This is a genomic window from Burkholderia sp. APQ4-4ca, assembly GCF_057837105.1.
On record NZ_JBYQCG010000210.1, the window covers coordinates 4113 to 22754 of the forward strand.

Consider the following 18642-nt stretch of genomic DNA (forward strand, 5'->3'; position numbering starts at 1 on the left):
GCGTCGACACGATTCGGTTTCGACCGGCTCGCCATCGTCGGGAAACGGATCGGGCGAACGGTGAGTCAGATAGTCTGATGTCCTGGAGGACATCGGCTGCGTATGTCGGACAGCATGTAGTGCGTGATCGGGGTAGGGGGCTTGGGCCTCCCATTCGTCGATCGTTGGATCGAAAAGCTCGTAGTGGACGGGCGAGGTGACGGCGGCAGGTGTAGGCGACGTTGGGGTGGGAGCTGGAGTAGCGCGCCGTCTGAAAAACAGAGCGACGCCAGTACATACAAGAATAACGGCAGCGACATTACCAATCGCGAAGGCAAGAGTGGGATGCATAGAGAGTTCCTGAGCGAAGTGCGCCGATGCGGGAGTGCAGCGGCGGAGCGGCCATCGTGGGCGTGGGCCATGCTCGGGAAAGTGATATATGGATGAATCTTTTTAGAATCGACCGCAGCGGTAGAACCAGGGGGCACACGAGTTCGTTCTTGAACCGGATGCTCGCGTAGATACATGCCATCGGGGATTCATTGCTTGATGGCCACACAAAGTAACGGAATGGCCGATAGCTTCGTGAAGGCGAAGCCGGACGCAGCGACTGCTCGACGTTATATTGCGACGGATAGATTCGTCGAGCGCGTTGGCATGTGACTGTCTGGCTTTGGAGGGAAGTACCGCCTCACGAAGTTGATCTTCGTTAGTTTTCTGAAAGCAGCGCCTTTATAAGGCGACGAGCGAGCGCGTTTTCCACCAACCTTTGCTATGCTCCAATATCGAAATCGAATCGGTATTTTATTTCCGTTTTCTTTCAAGAATTTTACATTAACATTATCGTCGAATTGTCTGAGAGCAATAGACGTGTTTCCCTAAACGGGGTTGTTGCATGGCATCGGACATGCTGGATAAGGTGCTGCGCGGCGGCTACGCGCAGTTCGATCGCATCGTGAAACTTGACACGCCGCTCGGCGATGACTGGCTCACGCCTCTGTACGTCAAGGTCAACGCGCGGCTTGGGCGCAATTTCGAGGTGACCATCGACGCCTCATCCGTCATGGGCGACAAAATCAAGCTCAACGCCCTGATGCTGCAACCCGTCACGCTCTGGATTCGCCAGACTGACGGTGGCTATCTGCCGATCCATGGCTATGTGCAGCGGGCTCGCCGCCTTGGAAATGATGGAACCGTTTCGTATTTTCAACTCCAGTTCTCTTCGTGGCTAAGCTTCCTCAAGCTCAGCAGCGATCGGCGCGATTGGCAGGAAGCCAGCGGCTGGCAGATTCTCACCGACGTATTCGACAAGCATCCGCAAGCCTCTGGCAACTATGGTCAGGAACTGCGCACGGCGATACGCTCATATTCGCACCGCGTACAGTGGGAAACCGACTGGAATTTCGTGCACCGAAGCCTCGAGGAAGTCGGTGTCTTTCCGCGCTTCGATTTCGCGAAGGACGGCAAGTCGCACAACGTCGTCATGATGGACGACCTCTATTTTGGGCCGTCGCTACCGAATTCGGAGATGAAGTTCAGCCACGCGGGTACCGACGAGGATTTCGACGGACTTACCCAGTTGAGCGAACAGCAGGACGCCCAAAGTGCGACGCTGACGCTCGGTACCGCCGACTACAAGCGACCTGACCTCGATAAACAGGCGAGCACGCCAGCGGCTGACCTTGATGAGTTACCGGGGCAGGGCGAAGAGTATCTCTATACCGGCTCGCAGACGTGGGCCGAATCTGATGCTGGACAACAACAGGCCCGCATCCGCACCGAGGAATGGGCTTCGCGAGCAAAACGCTATTTCGCGATCGGCAGCCCCCGCTATGTATTGCCCGGCTACTGGTTCAAGGTGTCAGGACATCCCCTCTTCGATGCATTGCCGGAAGAGGAACGCGAGCTTTCGATCATCGCGAGCGACTGGTTGATCCAAAATAACTTGCCCGGTATGGACGCGCTCACGCGATTTCCGCGCAGCCTGCGCAGCGAGATCGAACAGGTCAAGGCGGCCGGCACCGGTACGACCGTGAGCCACCGCGATGGCGGTATCGGATTTTTTCACGTCGAGATCGAAGCGCAACTTCGCAAGACGCCATTCCGCAGCCCGTTCGAGCATGAGAAGCCGGAAATGCATTTGCAGACGGCGATTGTCGTAACCGATAGTGATGAGGAAATCGTCACAGACGACGGCAATCGTGTGCGGGTCCGGACGTCGAACAGTCGAAAGGATCGCAATACGAAGTCCACGTCGTGGATTCGCGCGGCGATGCCGGACGCCGGCGCTAGGCGCGGCGGCTATTTCCCGTTGCGCAAAGATGACCAAGTGCTTCTAGGATTCGTAAATGGCGATTGCGACCGCCCGGTGATTATCTCGCGACTCCACGGGGGCGCGACGATGCCGGTATGGCATACACACGGCCTGCTGTCTGGCTTCCGCTCCCGCGAGTATGGTGGCGACGGCTTCAACCAGCTTGTCATGGACGATTCGAGCGGTCAAAACCGAGCTCAACTTTACTCGTCGAGCTACAGCTCTCACTTGCATTTGGGTTACCTGATTGAGCAGTCCGACAACACGCGCGGCTCGTTCGTTGGCAGTGGCTTCGATCTCAAGTCGGAGGCGCATGGAGCGATTCGGGCGGTGCAAGGCCTGTCGATCTCGACTCACCCGGCAGCGGTACAGCCAATGAACGTGTCGGCCGCGACCGATCAGCTCGCAGCTTCGGAGGCAGTATTCGAGACGGTCTCGCAGGCGAGCGAAACGAATCGGGCCGAAAGCCTGCAGGACGGCAGCGATGCGATGAAGGCCTTTACTGAGATGACGCAGGGCAACGTTCCGGGCGTCACCAAAGGTGGCCGCACGGCTGGCGGCGGAACGGGGAATGCCAGTGGCTTTGCGAAACCGGCGTTGCTGCTGTCGAGCCCGGCAGGTGTTGGCCTATCCAGCCAGCAATCGATTCACGTGTCGGCGAATCAACAGGTCAACTTGGTAGCGGGGAAGAATGTCAATCTCGCAGCCGGGAAGTCGCTGCTCGCGAGCGTGATGAGCAAGATCAGCCTGTACGCTCAAAACCTCGGGATCAAAATCTTCGCGACCAAAGGCCCTATCGAAATTCAGGCTCAGAACGATGCGTTGACGATGCTGGCGCAGCAGGACGTCAAGATCGAGAGTGCATCGGGACGGATGATTCTGCGCGCAGAAAAGGAACTGATTCTTAATGTCGGTGGATCGTATATCAAGATCACGCCTGACATGATCGAGAACGGGACGTCGGGCCAGATTCTCGAAAAATGCGCGTCGTGGGACAAGCCTGGGGCGTCGACCATGACGTTACGTGATCCGCTGAACGGCACGCCGATTTCGAAGCATGGTGGTTACGCGGACGATTTCTCTGGTTGATCGAGATGCCCCGTTCCTGAAGCACGATAACGACTTACAATTTCAATTGCCATGACGGATAAGCACCCTCCAAAAAAACAACCTCCGAAGACGCCTGAGCCGGACGCCAAGCCCGCGTACACGCCTCTTGCATGGAGCTATCCATTTTCGCCTGCTGCCAAGGAAGGTGCAGCGTCCGATGCCGCAGACCCCATGACCTACATGAAGGTGCTTGCGACTGCGGAGGATGGATTTTATCCACTGGGAGCTAGCGGCATCTGGCACGGCGGCATTCACTTCGGGCAGAAAACAGGTGAGGCCCTGAAACAGGACGAAGGCGTACGCGCCATCGCCACGGGCGAGGTTGTCGCTTACCGACTCGACAACGAATACCCCACGCTGACCTACCAGGACCAGCGTCATGCGTTGTACTCGCGGGGCTTTGTGCTGATCCGCCATACTTTGCAATTGCCACCCGCACCGAAAAAGACGGAACCAGCCCCCGCCCCCGCAAATGCACCAGCTGGATCACCCGCCTCAGGCGGCAATGCAACGCCTCCGGCACCGGTCCCGACACCAGCTCCCGCGTCCTCCGGTCCGCCACCCGGTGAAACGCTGACGTTCTTCAGTCTGTACATGCATACGCTCGACTGGAAAACGTATAAAGCCGCGCTCGATCAGCCCAAAACAGAGAGTGCGGACATCAAGGCGCCGCAACTCAAGCCTCTTCCGTACTGGGAAGCTGACCGCTCGTATCGAGCATTGAAACCGAACAAACAGGACCTTCCGAAACCGAAGCCGATCGATCCGAGTGCACCCGATGACGATTCGTCGCCGCAGCAACGAGGCGCAGATGAAGCGCTGCCGGAGCCTGTATCGGGTGTGCGGGTTCGCATTACTCCGAACGCCAAGCTCCTCGGTTTGCTACCCGAGGGCACGGAACTCACTGTGAATGAGGCCGATAACGGTGGACGCAAGGGCTGGGCAAAAATCGCGAAGATCATTAAAGGTGATCCGGTGGGCCCAGTCGTTGGTCAGCCGCCCGACGTGCAACTGAAGTGGGGTTACGTTTTCGTTTCGGAGCTCGAGCCGATTCCCCAGTCTGGCCCCGTCGATAAGGTGGTCGTGCTCAAGAAGCCGTACCCCGTCAAGGCGGGAGACGTTGTTGCGCATATCGGACAATACCAACGATACAGGGAAGCGAAGCCCACACCGCCGCTGCCCACCCGACCGTTGCTGCACCTCGAAGTTTTTGCGGGCCCCGATCTTCCAGCGTTCATTGCCAAGAGTCAGGCGCGCGCGAAGGAATTGTCGGCGGCAGATCCGAATATGGATAAGCCTTTTCTGGAAGTTCTGGCAGGTGCAAAACTCGTGACGAAAGCGCCTGATCCAGATTACACCCTTGACCAGACGGATTTGAAGCTCGTACCCGTCAGCGATCCGAAATCGCGGTGGGTCAAAGTACAGCCAAAGACCGTAAAAATTCCTACCGTGCAACCGGAGCCAACGGCTCCGGCTGGCAACGGGAAGAAGCACAAGGCAAAGCCAGCGAAACAGCCTGAACCAATCGAGACGCCGACCGGTATCCCATTCTGGATCGACAGCAGCCTAGGTCTTATCAATCAAATGACGAAGGCGCCTGTCAAGGGCTGGAAAGACTTTCCGCTGAAGGTTAGCCAAGCAGACGGGCTCCCGACGGACTTCCGGGTCATGTTTCGGGTGGTCGATCTCGATAAGCAGGGCCCGCAAAGCTTGGCACAAGAAGACAAGGACGCGAGCGGAAAAACGAAACGCTGGTGGAACGTGACGGTCGGCACGAAAGACGGTGGAACCCGTCAAGGCTGGGTGCGTGAACGCGACCATCCCAAAGTGCAGCTGTGTAGCCAGTGGGACTGGCCGGGATTCGAACTCGTCGACAACAGCTCGACCACGATGGTTGATATGTTCAAGCGTTACCTGTTCGTCGCTGAACTGGCCATGGGAGAGGATCAGGATAACTTCAAGCCGAGTGCTGATGCATTGGCCACTAGTGAGCTCATCCAGAAGCTCGAAAAAGCCATTGATGTCAATCACGATGGTAAGGTGACTGCCGCAGAATTGGCGGATGCGCAGAAGACGCCGTGGTTAGCCGAAGCGATTTCGCACATAGTCGTGAAAAGTGAAAGCGAATGGGGCGGCAATATGGGGAAGTGGGAGGACATCACGCCTCATATGAAGCTCGTGCCATGGAAATGGCAGAACGAGATGGAGCGGATCAAGAAGCTTCAGTGGTGGGAAGATGTTCAGTGTGTTGATTCGAAGATTCTTCCGAAAGAACCGAAACCATGGCATTTCCATCCGATTGGGCTGATTGGAAATTTCACATGTGAAGGCGGGGACTGCATTCCATTAATCGAAGCCCAAAAGATTGCGCTATTTATCACGGCGGGCTTTGAAAATGGAGATCCAAGTTTTGGAAAATGCGCAGATAATTTTGATGGCATGGGAATGTCTTTCGGATTGATTCAGTGGAATTTCGGCATGAATACACTGGGGCCGATTCTCAAAGAAATGCACGACGTCGACCCTCAGGCCTTTGAGGCCGCATTTGCCCCTGGTACAAATTACCAAACCATTTGGAGTGCCATAAATAGCGGCGACTCCGTCACCCAAAAAAACTGGGCAATCACGCAACAAAATAGCAACAAAGCCAACTGGCTGAAAACATTTAAAGAAATCGGTGACAACGAAAAATTTCAAGCGATTCAAATTCATGAGGCTGCAAAATATCACCAATACGTTTTGGGTTGCTTGAAATTTCTGCGCGGGCTTTGTTCTGATTTGATGGAATCAGTACAACTGGTTACTTACTGCGCCCTGTATGATTTGTGCGTTCAACAGGGTGATTTAAGTAAGGCCACACAGCAGATTCGGGAGCGCACAGCCACGGAAAAGCCTGAAACACAGATTGACTTATTAAAAATAGCAGTCCAAGAGAGAGCAAAGACAGCCAATCCCAGCTCCGTTTTTGACTGCACCAGTCGTCGCATGGGGATCATCCAACAAAAACCATATCCACATGCACCAGTCAAGCACGAAAAACCTAGGCCAAGAGATAACGTAAACTTCAAACTTCTTAATGGAAAGGCAGAAAGAAATGTTTGCGGATTGTAAAGTGATTTCGCTGAGGCTGCTACTTGCCATTGCCATAGCTGCCGGCGCTACAGATGTAATGGCCGCTGAAAAAGACGGTTCAGTTAAGTGTGGGCCCGGAGATGAATGCACAACGACCGTCACCAATGACACGATCGAAGCAAAAAGTCTGTGTCCAAATTCACCAATCCAAATGTCTTGGAACAAAAAAAGCGACTGGACGTTAGTGTCATGCTCATGTAATTGTTCCGAGCAAAACAACAATAACTGGTTTGTCAACCATGAGGGAATGGTGATTGGACTGGCGGCCGGACGTTATTTTCCACGTTCATTCTTCTCGCCAAATTTGAATCCAATGGTGCCTGATATTATGGCGTCACATTCGATGTGCAAGCCGGCAGATAAAAAGATGATCGGCCGCAGTGTATTTCTATTGCTAGATAAAAAGCCATCAAACGAAGAAAAAGATCCGTATTGTTACGATACTATCTATGTCGTTGATGAGGGTGGTGCCATTAATTTTATCGAGAACAATAAGGTTATCAAGAAAAATGACCGATCCTACTTCTCGAAGGTTGGGGGGGGTGAAAAAAATGACTTGATATCTCTAGTCAAAAAAATACCTCCTTCTTGGGAGATGGTGGCCGATCAAGCAAAGGCAAATGACTTTACTGTCGTCGCTGAACGTGCGTATTTGTATGACCAACCCTCCCCTCAAGGAATGGGGAAAGCATACCTAATAGCTGGAGACAAAGTAAAGACTCTCGGAGACCCCGAAGATGGATATGTTAAATTTCGGTATATAACCAAGAAAGGTGTGGTTATCGAGAAATGGTTGAAATGCGACGACATAAATTATTTTCATAAAAAAATTAACTCGCAAATTCATTTTATTATGAGTTAATTATGATGAACTTGATCCGTATCGGTGACGACACCGACCACGGTGGCAAAGTCGAAACAGGCTCCACGACCATGCGTTTCGATGGCCGCTATGTCGCCCGTAAGGGCGATCGCGTCTCGTGCCCCCAGCATCCCGATGTGTCGCCTAACCTCATAGAGGAAGGCGATCCGTCAATGACTGATGATGGCATTCCGATCGCACGGCACGGCCATCGCGCCACATGTGGCTGTCACCTGATATCGAGTCTCGTATGATCGGATCAAGACACTGTATTTGCTCGCCTGTGGCTGGCACCGACCCCTCAGCAACGGAAAAGTTCGCCGTGAAGTTGCCCCTGATCATCCTGTCGTGCGTGGTGATGTTGATGCTCTCGGACGGAGCGCGGGCTCAAGCCACCGATGGCACGGATCCGGATGCACCCATCGTGGCGAAATTCCATCACATCCGCCGGTACGAAATCGCGGAGGGCACTCCCATCGCTGTTGGCTTGGAAACGGGCGATCCCGGACTTGGCGGCATGATGATCGGCATCGTGTCGCTCAACGTCTATGACCGTTTTGGCAACGTTGCCATTCCGAAGGGAAGCAAGCTGATCGGACAAACGATCAGGCAGGTGAACGACCGCCGTGAGGTTCAGTGGAGCGGCTTGCAGCTGCCTGGCACAGCTACTTTGCAGTTTGATCCGCCGCTTGAGGGTTGTATGCCGGATGGTTCGGCCGGCATCACTGTCTCCGCTCTTCGACAGCCTGGCTACAGTGTCGCAGCCCTCGTGACAAAGGCTTTCATCGTTCCGCACTGAACGGATATCTGGTCGATCATTCCACGCAACAAGAAGGTGGGCTTTTGGGACGATTAGCCGTCAACTGGCGACGTTTCACGGTACGAGCGGCATAACGTGCCGAGGCAGAATCTCAGCGGGGAGTCGCATCGATACTTAGGACGGCAATATCGACTTCGAGTAGTGGCAAATGACTCTGGGGTGACCAAAGATCAGGTCATGTTCACTCGCGGGGAGATGGTTGTCCAAAGCGTGAGGAAACTGCCGCCAGAGAAGGTAAGAGAGCTTCTACGTCGATGGTATTTGGCCCGCGCCCGTGAAGTTTAGGATGCAGTGCTCAGCAACGTATTGGGGTACGTTAAAACGCGTGGATTTCAGGAGTCAAAGATTTCGGCTCGTGAAATGCGCAGTCGATGGGGAAGTGTTTCGCCGACGGGCCAGATGACGTTGAACTCGCGGCTTGTTCTGGCACCGCGCCTTTGCATTGAATACGTCATTGTCCATGAACTTTACCACTTGGTTCATGGGGACCATAGTAGCGAGTTTTTCGCGGTCCTCGAGCAGGTGATGCCGGACTGGAAGAAGCGCAAGCAACGATTGGAGGAAGCACGTCCGTGAGGAAAATCACGGCTTCCAATCTCTGAACCAAGCCGCGCAGGCCTGTGCGGGATATCGAGAAGAATGCGACAACTTCCGTGGGGCGTCATTCGGTATAGGTTGGTTACACAAATTATGCAACCAATCACATTTCGGCAACGTTGGGGGCACAATAGTGAATGGCCGGTCAGAGGATCGAGTTTGCCGATCGCATGAATGGAATGGCGACTCAGGGTTTCTGCTCCGGTCGCACGTCCCAGAGCGGCGGCCGATCCGGCAGGTGCTGAATATTCTCGAAGAAGGGAAGTTGATCGAGCGTCTCCGCGAGGAAGGAACCTTCGTGGTCGAACGACACACAGAACAACTGTGGTTTGAGATGCGAACTGATTGGTCGGAGCTACTTCAGTCGCCGCAAGAGGTAATTCAGCAATATATGAGTCATCGACCAACGCGCGTGTCACGTTGGGCGGAACTGCAACAGAATCGGAACCGTCTCGATGGCTTCTGGCGCGACCGAACTGCTTCGCCCTCTGGGGGCGCTGTGGCTAATCGAGTAACCCGAGTTTCGATGCGTAAGCTGCAGCTTGAAGTTTTGTTTTAAATCCGAGTTTTCGTCGCGCGTTGTGAAGATGGAAATTGATGGTGGATTCGGCGACACCAAGTATTCCCGCCAGCTCTACGGCTTTTTTGCCGTTGGCGCTCCACCGCAGTACTTCGATTTCACGCTGGGTGAGCGGTGTTCGGTTGGTACGTGGTTCCAAATTATCGATAATCTCCTGCGTACGCGATGTCACCACATCGGATAGGAGTAGGACATAGGGTTGCAAGGTCGACACTGCGCCGGAGTCGAGCAATGAGCCACCGCGGGCGAGCGACAGAACAGTATAGGCTCCCCCACGCGACCAACCCGATTGCGACAACCCAACCGAAAGCCCTGCCAGCTTAGCCTCCTCCCACAGTGCAGCCGATCGCGCGAAAAGATTGTCCGACCACGTTACCAATGTCCGTGGACGCGCGGCGAGTTTCAGGACAGGGTCTATCTTGCCATACTCCTTCTCCTGATAGCGCTCTTGCCATTGAACCGGGTAATTGTTCAGAACACGAATCTGTACTTTTCGATCCGGGATTGATTGACGAAAGACAAAAGAGAAAAACTCGAAGTCTATGAGTTTGATCAGTTCGATGATCCTATTTCTCAATGAGCGCTCGTCGTCGGCGCTCGAAATGTCGGTGGCAATTTTTTCCCACCACTGCTTCAAGTCGGTTTTCAACCTGAATCTCCAATCGATAGGTCCATTGGTTTGCGTCGCTTTTTGGGCGACATAAAAATGTCACACGACAGGAATCTACCATAAAAGCTATTTTTTTAAATTTCAATGCTCAGATGAGAATTATTTGTAACTTGCAAATAAATTAGAGTGCCCTTTCAAGATTATTCCGATGGCATAGAGAGGAAATTGTTACCGTCGTGAGGGTGGGTGTGGCAAATGTTACTTAATGGGCGTCGATGAAGTAAACCTAAAAAATCTTGCAGGAGTCTGATTCTCGCCTTGTGGATCTGCGTTCACTGATGAGATATCGTCCCTCCATCGAGTAAGTCAACGGCTCTGTCGTAGATTTCTGTTCGGCAGCTACATGGTATTGGTCCTCAAATTTCAAAGGTAATCAATAATGGAGTCGCACGTCCTACCTGACGCTCAATTCAGAAATACCCGCACGCAGGCGCTTAGAAATGCGTTGGAGCAAAAGCGATGTTTGCGCATCATGGAGGTGACAAGCCCACTTTCAGCCCTCGTGGTGGAGGCGAGCAAGGTTGCCGATGAGATGGGCCAGATGCTCGAGTATGATGGCTTCTGGTCCAGTTCCCTGACAGATTCGACTTCGCGAGGAAAACCCGATATTGAGATTCTCGATATTCGCAGTCGAATAAGCAATATCAGCGAGATCTTCGAGAGCACGCGCAAGCCGTTGATTATCGACGCAGATACCGGCGGAAAGCCGGAGCATTTCGAAATCAACGTGATTGCCCTGGAGAACGCCGGCGTCTCAGCGGCGATCATCGAGGATAAAGCGGGCTTGAAAAAGAACTCGTTACTTGGAAACCGTGTTGTGCAGATTCAAGAGAGCCCAGACGACTTTGGCGCGAAGATCGAACGCGCACGTAAGGCGCGGCGCAGCGATGATTTTATGATAATTGCCAGAATTGAGAGCTTGGTTCTCGAAAAGGGCATGCCGGATGCCTTGTCGCGGGCACGCACATATGTCGAGGCCGGTGCCGACGGCGTCATGATCCACAGCAAAAGCAAGGAGCCGGCCGAAGTGCTGGAGTTCGCCGCAAATTTCCGAGAGCAGGACAAACGGACGCCGCTCGTCTGTGTCCCAACGACCTACAACCGCATCAAATTCAGTGAACTGGAGCATGCTGGTTTCAACTTGGTCATTTACGCAAATCATCTGTTGCGCGCGGCCTATCCTGCAATGGTCAAGGCAGCGGCGGGAATCTTGAGTAGCGGCCGCTCTTACGAGATTGAGGATCAACTCTTTTCAATCGAGGAAATTCTACGCTTGATCCCGGGGACAGTCTGATTATGGCTTCTATTCTCCCCAATGCAGTCGAGGGCAGTGATTGCCCGCTCCCACGCGAAGAAGTGCTCGAGATTTCAGCCCCGCGAGTGGCTGACTACCGACGCGTCGTCGAGATCTTCAGCGCGCTAGGCGATTCATATTCCTGCGACCCTGACATGCCTGCCACCAAAGCTGTCTTCATGAATTATGTACGTGGCATCGGGAAGAGGGGTTACGTTGCGCGCGTGAATAATGTGGTGGTTGGCGTGATTCTATTTGAACTCTCGCCATTGCTTTCACGCGGCTACCTGCAGATTCGTCACGATGGGCTCGCCGTCGATTCGGGATTCCGAAAGCGAGGTATCGGCGTTGCACTGCTGCGAAAAGTATTAGCCCTCAGTCATACAGTGAACGCAACTAACGTGCTGATCAAAGCATCCGACCCCCGCGTTGTCGCTTTATATCGCGGACTGCCAGAGGTCAAGGAGAGGGGCGTTTACTTCTACTACACGCCGCCGAGGGAGGAAAGAAGAGATGTCGAAAGCGCTGCTCAGTGAGGCTCTTCTCGGGCGCGTTCCGGGGGCGGCACTGCCGCGCATTGTTGCGAGCCGCGGTCACGATCTGATTGATCAGACGGGATCGCGCTACCTCGACGCGATATCGGGCGCATATGCAGCGATTCTGGGTTACGACCTGACGTCGACCGTGGAAGTGATGACATCTGCTGCGGAGAAGTTGCCCTATGTGCACAACGCACGCTTCGACACGGACGAGAGCGCGGCCCTTGCGCGACGACTGTCGGATCTTGCCGGAGATTCGGGATACCACGTGTATTTTTCAGTGTCCGGTGCGGATGGCGTGGAGGCTGCCCTCCGAATTGCCGCTGCGGCGGGTCGAGTTCGCGCTGGCCGGTCAAGGACGGCACTTGCAAGCCTCGGATACAGTTACCACGGGTCGACAGGCTTCGCGCTTTCCGCGACGGGACATGCGGCTGCCCGTAGCGGTTATGCTGGGCATCTTAAGCCCGTGCACCAACTGGACCTGATGCGGTGGGTACGCAGCGAACGCGGTTACCAAGCCGATTGGAAACGGGATGAGGCCGACATTGAAGACTCCATCGGTGAACAGACCGGTGCTATCGTCCTGGAGCCGATGCTCGGGAACGCCGCCGGCTGCGTCGAAATTCCTGATCAAACTCTGTCGGCGATTGCCGCAGTCTGTGAACGCAACGACATCGTTCTTATAGCGGACGAGGTCAGCGTTGGCATGTGGCGGACGAGTGGAATATCGCTTTCTCTCTCGAAAGGAGTCCGACCTGACATCATCGTTCTAGGAAAGGCACTGACAGCCGGACTCTTCCCGCTCAGTGCCGTATTAGTGTCCCCGCGCATTGTCGCGAAGCTCACCGATGTGAATTTGCTTGGCCACACGCATGGTGCACATCCGGTGGGATGTGCAACCGCACTTCATGTTGTAAGCCAGGTAGCGGAACCTGCGTTTCAGCGCCACATGCTGCAGCTCGGAATCCATTTCGAGGAAAAACTTCGCGATCTTGGCCGGCAGTCGCGCGTCGTGGCAATACGTGGCAGAGGACTGATGTATTCGGTTTGTCTCGATTCGGCCCATGGCGGCAGCGCCAATCTGTACTCCGCATGTCTATCCCGAGGGCTGCTGGTCATGCCGGGTATGACCACCGCAGGTAACGGCGAGCAAGTCAGCGATCACGTCACGCTTGCTCCCGCCTTCAATATGCAGATCGAGGTTCTCGACGATGTGGTCGACCGTCTCGCCGATGCATTGCGTGAACTTTAAGATTAGGATCGGGAATCCACCCAATGAACAATATCGACTCATGCAGACTCTTGCATACTTCGACCGACGAGCTGACCTTGGAGACGGAAGTGGAGGGAATACGTTGTGTCGTCGCCGCCCATACACTGAGACATGCCTGCGTTTGCGATCAGTGTATTGATTCCCACTCCGGACAAAGACGAACCCATATTGGATCATGGCCGTCGGACGTGGAGATTGCCCGGGCTGAGATCCAGAACGGCTCGGAGCTGAAGGTGGTTTTCAAAAACGACGGACACCATGCTGTCGTACGGATTTCGGATCTCTTTGGTGAGACCCTGACCCCGCGTGAGATGGATCACCGGAGGTTTTGGGATGCGTCATTGACGACCGAGTCGGTGTCGATATCGTGGTTAAATCTGACGGATCCGTCGAAGCACTTCTCGCTGCTTGAACGTCTGGTTTGTTATGGCTTTGCCATCGTGAACGAATGCCCGGAGGCACCGGGCTTCATCACGCAGCTGGCGCGATACATTGGACGTATCAAGGAGAGCCGTGTCGGTCCAATATTCGACGTCAAGTTTGATCCGTCGCCATCCAACCTCGCGTTTACTGCTGACGACCTGTTCCTGCACACCGACAATCCCTATCGCGACCCAGTACCGGGCTGGCAAATTCTCCATTGCATTCGTAACGCCGCGCAAGGCGGAGAGTCATACGTCGCGGACGGCTTCGCAAGCGCCGCTTATCTGCACGATCATTATCCTGAGGATTACGAAATACTTACCAGAACCGTCGTTAAGTTTAAGTTTGAATCGCGTGATGCGTCGTTTATGAGTCGGCGGCCAGTCATCGCGTTGTCGGAGCAGGGCGAACCACTTCAAGTGTCCTTTAACGACCGCGCGATGCTACCGGTTGTGGGCCCTGCCAAGAATGTCGCCAGATTCTATCGAGCCTATCAGCGATATCGGTCGCTGTTGGCCGACCCGGCACGTCAAATTCGCTTCAAGCTCGCACCGGGACAGACATTTATCGTCGACAATCATCGCGTTTTGCACGCCCGCGCGGCATTCTCTTCGACGTCACCGCGGCATCTTCAGGGCGCGTATATCGATAGCGATTGGGTGGCAAGTAATTTCCGGGTGGCACGCGACACGCTGACAGGGAGGGGTTTGCATGCTTGATGCCGAATTGATTCTAAATACGTTGAAATCCGAAGGTGTCGATTTCTACACTGGAGTCCCGTGTTCGGGATTGACCCCGCTCATCAACGCGGCCATCAACCTTGGTGAGGAGCACTACGTGGCTGCGACTCAGGAAGGTGAGGCTATCGCGATTGCTTCGGGTGCCGTGCTGGCCGGCAGGGGTGCTGTGGTTTTGGCTCAAAATTCGGGCCTCGGCAACCTCGTCAATCCACTGACGTCGATGAATCTGCCTTCTGGCATCCCCGTTCTAATGTTCATTACTTGGCGTGGACAACCGGGCACCATTGACGAACCTCAGCATGGCTTGATGGGGCAGATCACGATCGATCTTCTCGCCCTGATGGGTATCGAGGCGGAAATTCTGTCGCTGGACCAACAGGTCGCGCAAGCACAGATAGCGAAAGCGGCAGCGTATATGCGGGAGCGCCGCGCGGTGAGAGCGCTGGTCGTTCCTGCAACTGCGTTCGTGGGCGTACCTCTGAACGGGCAAGTAAGGCGAACGCTGTTTCAAACATGTCATCGGGACCGTCGCCGCTACGGTTCCCCTCCGTCGCGCTTCGACGCGCTGACGGCGGTTCGCAAGGCGGCGTCGGCTGATACAGCGATTATTGCCACGACCGGGAAAACCGGCCGCGAGCTGTTCACGCTGGAGGATCGTGCCGAACATTTTTATTTGGTGGGCGCGATGGGGTCGGCCAGTGGTGTCGGGCTGGGAGTTGCGCTTAATCGCGAGCAACCGGTGATCGTTCTCGATGGCGATGGCGCTGCGTTGATGCGGCTCGGCACGTTCGCGACGATCGGCGCTTATCGTCCGGTCAACCTTTTTCATGTCGTTCTCGATAATGGTGTCCATGACTCTACGGGGGGACAGAAGACTGTCTCCGAAGCGATTTCTTTTTGCGGTGTCGCGAGTGCGTGCGGATACGCAACTTCGACCTTTGTCGATCATCTCGATGATCTGTCTACAACGCTTGATGAGCTGAACGCGCAGGCCGGACCGCACCTTGTCTGCGTGTCGATCAGCGCCGGCTCCATTGTGAACCTAGGAAGGCCGCACGTATCCCCGGCAGATGTTGCTTCGCGTTTCGGCGCCTTTCTGGCGAGAAAATCTAGCGAGACCAAACCTGTAGGAAAACTAAAAGTTTCGCAGGAGATCGCATGACCGACCCCGTCTGGCAAAACGGCCGCTTGATTGATATGCGGAACGCGCTAATTCCCGCCGACGCATCCGCGATCGGAACAGCGCGAGCCGTGTTCGACGGGTGTCGAATTTTCGTGCGCAAGCGTGAACGCAGGTCTGCAGCCTTCACCATCAATATGGTGCGCCACCTCGAACGGCTCCGCAGCAGTTGTGAAACGCTCGGCATCGCCTTGACATATACGGCGCGCGATCTAGCGCTCGCTGCGAGCGATGTGATTCAAGCACTCCGACCTGAGGACGATATGGGTTTGCGCTGGTTCGTTACAGAATTGGCACGGGGCGCGGAGCAGGCTCCGCCTATCGTGACCGTATTTGCGCGTCCGCTTGCCGGGTATACCAAACTCGAACCTTATCGAATCAATTTCGCGCGACATACGAGATGGGCTGGTCATGGCATCCCCCATACAGCAAAAACCATGTCTCACTATGCATCTGCACGAGCCGAGACGCTTGCCGCGAAGGCTGCCGGATTCGACGATTGTCTGTTCGTCAACCAATTCGGGAACGTTACGGAAAGCCCGCGCGCGAATTTCCTCTTCCTGAGCCCTGACGAAATTCATTCGCCACGGGTCGAAGACGGCACGCTTGCCGGTGTGACCCGGGAGTCGCTGCGTGAAGTGCTGCTGGCCAAGACCGCGTTGTGCTGGACCGAACGATCCATCGGCATCGGGCAACTCGCATCGTATTCGGGGGTCCTCATGCTTAGCTCGTCGCTTGGTGTGGTACCGGTGGAGCAGATCGGGCCTTACCGCTACGCGACGGCTGCAAGTCGGGCCGTCGCGCACGAATGGCAGCGTGCCCTGCAGGATCCCCGTCAAATCTTTCCGACGACAATCGATGAGTTCATTTACTGAACATTCAGTTCCCGACGAGGCGCACGGCTATCCCGTCATCGCCTCGGCAGTGAGCTACGCGCAATCGCTACATGTGGTCGTACCGTGCACTCTTGGGGGAGGGCAAAGCAGCCGTTTCTTGATCGCGCACGAATTGCCGTATTCGCTCGCCCTTCTGAAGACTGCCGCGCAATCCGTCGGGCTGACAGCGACGACGACGCTCGATGACATTATTTCGAAAATTGCCGCAGAGGTGACATGGCCTCGACACGATGCGAAAAAGGTCGAACTAGCCATTTCGCTCGACAATCTGTCCACCGAATTCAGCGGAGACGAGACCATCCTAGGAATCGCGCTTCAGAATATTGTCACTTGGCCACCCAGGAGCCAGCACCCGATACGCTATACCTTTTGCAGACATCCAATAGGTGTGAAATCGAATGAGATATTGACCTCATTGTCGAGCTACTTGGCACATTTACGTTATGCCCGAAGAGGGGGAGGCGGAATTGATGGAGACGTGTTGATCCACTTCGACAGCGATGGCTATCTTCTCGGTCCAGAAGATGGCGTGATGATCGCCGTGACCGGAAAAGGTGTCCACTGTTCTTCGGCATCGCGACCGGCACTCCAACAGGGTACGGCAAGGCGATTGGCGGCTTGCGGATTTCATATCCTCGAACGCTTGCTTCATCTTTCGGAACTCGTCACCGTGAACTGCATGGGGTGGGTTGGTTCGGACCTTTCGCTATTCGGCGCCGAATTATGCGCGAGAGAGTGGTCGCAGCGCTTTGATGCGCTTTTCGACGGGGTGCCAGAGGATCTGACGAGCATTCGCGTACAGGATGATACCTACGTTCCAATTAAGTAAGGATACTAGTCCATGACGAAACGAATTAGCACGGCATTTCTCGAAAAAAAGGCGTCCTGTATCAGGACGTCGCTGTTGAGAATGATCGGTGAGGCAGGCACTGGCCATCCTGGCAGTTCGCTGTCGTGCGTCGACATCTTGGTCTCGCTGTACTACGGAAATAGCGCTGTCAATCCGTCACATCCACTCGGGCAGCGCGACATGGTCGTTCTTTCGAAAGGCCATGCAGTACCCGCTCTGTACGCCATTTTGCTGGATCTCGGCATTCTGCGCCGACAACCAGGCGAAAGGTTGCGAGCCTATGGCAGTCGATTTCAGGGACATCCAGACAGCCGATTCACCGAGGGCATCGACCTTAGCACGGGTTCTTTGGGGCAGGGGCTATCGGTCGGACTTGGTTATGTACTCGGTTGTGAACTGAAAGGTTCTCCACGGCGAGCATTCGTGGTTCTCGGCGATGGAGAGTGTCAGGAAGGGCAGATATGGGAGGCGGCACTACTAGCGGCCGCGCATCATTCCCGCAACTTGTATGCGATCGTCGACTACAACAAGATTCAGCACGACGGCACAATTGACAGCATCGTCCCGCTCGAACCGTTCGCAGAAAAGTGGAAGGCATTCGGCTGGCGGGTACTCGAAGTGGATGGCCACAATTGCCATCAGATCGAAGCGGCACTATCAAGCCCGGATGACAGGAGACCTACGGCGATCATTGCGCACACGATCAAGGGCAAGGGCGTTGGGTACATGGAAGGCGACTGGCAATGGCATTCAGTGGCAGACGCCGACCGCATGAAGCGGGATTTCGCCAGGGAGACGGACGATGCGTGAAGCATTTTCGAGGGCGTTGATTGAGCTCGGTAGCGAACATGAGGATCTCGTTGTACTCGACGGCGATTGCTCCCATTCGACGCGGACTTATCGGTTTCAGCGTGCTTACCCAGATCGCTTTATCAACGCGGGAATCGCGGAACAAAACATGGTTGGCATGGCGGCCGGCATGGCTAAGGCCGGTTTGGTTCCGGTCGTATGTGGATTCGCTGCCATCATGATGCATCGCGCCGCGGAGCAACTGGTTCAATCGCTAGCTTACGCGAGTGCCAACGTGAAGATGATCGGCCACTACGCTGGCTTCACTGCGGCATCGGAAGGGGCCCCGCATCATTCGATTGCGGATCTCGCACTGGTGCGATCTATTCCCGGGATGACTATCCTGTGCCCCGTCGACGATGGCGATGTCGACGGCTGTCTACGGTATGCATTGAGCATTCATGGCCCTGTGTATCTGCGTCTCGCGCGCAATCCGGTGGCACAGCGACATGATGCGGAGTGGGTGCAGTGCAGTGGCTATCGGCGAAGCGGGCGGGAAGGATCAGTCGGCATTGTTTGTATCGGCGCGATGTC

At 55.0% G+C, this 18642-nt stretch carries 15 protein-coding genes and 2 pseudogenes; 15 read left to right on the plus strand and 2 right to left on the minus strand.

The genetic code is table 11. The features are described from left to right. Positions 1-330: pseudogene (locus AC3IFE_RS21525) on the minus strand (hypothetical protein); the annotation flags it as partial. Between the two features lie 544 nt (positions 331-874). Between AC3IFE_RS21525 and AC3IFE_RS21530 the strand changes: the two are divergent. The 6 genes and pseudogenes from AC3IFE_RS21530 (at position 875) to AC3IFE_RS21555 (ending at position 8793) form a co-directional block, all read left to right on the plus strand. After that, positions 875-3382, plus strand: coding sequence for a type VI secretion system Vgr family protein (locus AC3IFE_RS21530; RefSeq protein WP_489191888.1), 2508 nt, complete (start codon positions 875-877; stop codon positions 3380-3382). 192 nt (positions 3383-3574) lie between these two features. Further along, positions 3575-6514 (plus strand): lytic transglycosylase domain-containing protein, encoded by a 2940-nt coding sequence (locus AC3IFE_RS21535; protein WP_489191889.1) that lies wholly within the window; start codon positions 3575-3577, stop codon positions 6512-6514. Next, positions 6480-7397: a hypothetical protein gene (locus AC3IFE_RS21540; protein ID WP_489191890.1), complete on the plus strand. Its 918-nt coding sequence runs from the start codon at positions 6480-6482 to the stop codon at positions 7395-7397. Before AC3IFE_RS21535 ends, AC3IFE_RS21540 begins: the two co-directional genes overlap by 35 nt. 2 nt (positions 7398-7399) lie before the next feature. After that, positions 7400-7651, plus strand: a complete 252-nt coding sequence (locus tag AC3IFE_RS21545) for a PAAR domain-containing protein (protein ID WP_489191891.1) — start codon at positions 7400-7402, stop codon at positions 7649-7651. A 68-nt stretch (positions 7652-7719) separates the two neighbouring features. Continuing rightward, entirely contained in the window at positions 7720-8196 is a 477-nt protein-coding gene (locus AC3IFE_RS21550; RefSeq protein ID WP_489191892.1) for a TraB/TrbI/VirB10 family type IV secretion system protein, read from the plus strand. A 96-nt stretch (positions 8197-8292) separates the two neighbouring features. Beyond that, a pseudogene (locus AC3IFE_RS21555) lies at positions 8293-8793 on the plus strand (YgjP family zinc-dependent metalloprotease). 524 nt (positions 8794-9317) lie between these two features. Here the strand turns inward: AC3IFE_RS21555 and AC3IFE_RS21560 are convergent. Continuing rightward, positions 9318-10043, minus strand: a complete 726-nt coding sequence (locus AC3IFE_RS21560) for an autoinducer binding domain-containing protein (RefSeq protein WP_489191893.1) — start codon at positions 10041-10043, stop codon at positions 9318-9320. A gap of 400 nt (positions 10044-10443) precedes the next feature. On the opposite strand from AC3IFE_RS21560, the gene aepX reads away from it, so the two are divergent. The 9 genes from aepX to AC3IFE_RS21605 all read left to right on the plus strand — a co-directional run. Continuing rightward, positions 10444-11358, plus strand: a complete 915-nt coding sequence (gene aepX / locus AC3IFE_RS21565) for a phosphoenolpyruvate mutase (RefSeq protein ID WP_489191894.1) — start codon at positions 10444-10446, stop codon at positions 11356-11358. A 155-nt stretch (positions 11359-11513) separates the two neighbouring features. Next, positions 11514-11894 (plus strand): GNAT family N-acetyltransferase, encoded by a 381-nt coding sequence (locus tag AC3IFE_RS21570; protein ID WP_489191895.1) that lies wholly within the window; start codon positions 11514-11516, stop codon positions 11892-11894. Further along, entirely contained in the window at positions 11872-13149 is a 1278-nt protein-coding gene (locus AC3IFE_RS21575) for an aminotransferase class III-fold pyridoxal phosphate-dependent enzyme (RefSeq protein WP_489191896.1), read from the plus strand. Before AC3IFE_RS21570 ends, AC3IFE_RS21575 begins: the two co-directional genes overlap by 23 nt. Positions 13150-13172: 23 nt before the next feature. After that, positions 13173-14312 carry a TauD/TfdA family dioxygenase gene (locus AC3IFE_RS21580; protein ID WP_489191897.1) on the plus strand — a complete coding sequence of 380 codons (1140 nt, stop codon included), beginning with the start codon at positions 13173-13175 and terminating at the stop codon, positions 14310-14312. After that, a complete protein-coding gene (gene aepY, locus AC3IFE_RS21585) occupies positions 14305-15495 on the plus strand; it encodes a phosphonopyruvate decarboxylase (RefSeq protein ID WP_489191898.1) in 1191 nt (396 codons plus the stop codon). The genes AC3IFE_RS21580 and aepY overlap by 8 nt, the downstream gene beginning before the upstream one ends. Continuing rightward, positions 15492-16388 carry an aminotransferase class IV gene (locus AC3IFE_RS21590; RefSeq protein WP_489191899.1) on the plus strand — a complete coding sequence of 299 codons (897 nt, stop codon included), beginning with the start codon at positions 15492-15494 and terminating at the stop codon, positions 16386-16388. The genes aepY and AC3IFE_RS21590 overlap by 4 nt, the downstream gene beginning before the upstream one ends. Beyond that, positions 16372-17238: a hypothetical protein gene (locus AC3IFE_RS21595; protein WP_489191900.1), complete on the plus strand. Its 867-nt coding sequence runs from the start codon at positions 16372-16374 to the stop codon at positions 17236-17238. Before AC3IFE_RS21590 ends, AC3IFE_RS21595 begins: the two co-directional genes overlap by 17 nt. Before the next feature lie 12 nt (positions 17239-17250). Next, positions 17251-18069: a transketolase gene (locus tag AC3IFE_RS21600; RefSeq protein WP_489191901.1), complete on the plus strand. Its 819-nt coding sequence runs from the start codon at positions 17251-17253 to the stop codon at positions 18067-18069. Further along, the coding region (locus AC3IFE_RS21605; protein ID WP_489191902.1) for a transketolase family protein at positions 18062-18642 on the plus strand (581 nt) is incomplete at its 3' end. The genes AC3IFE_RS21600 and AC3IFE_RS21605, both read left to right, overlap by 8 nt.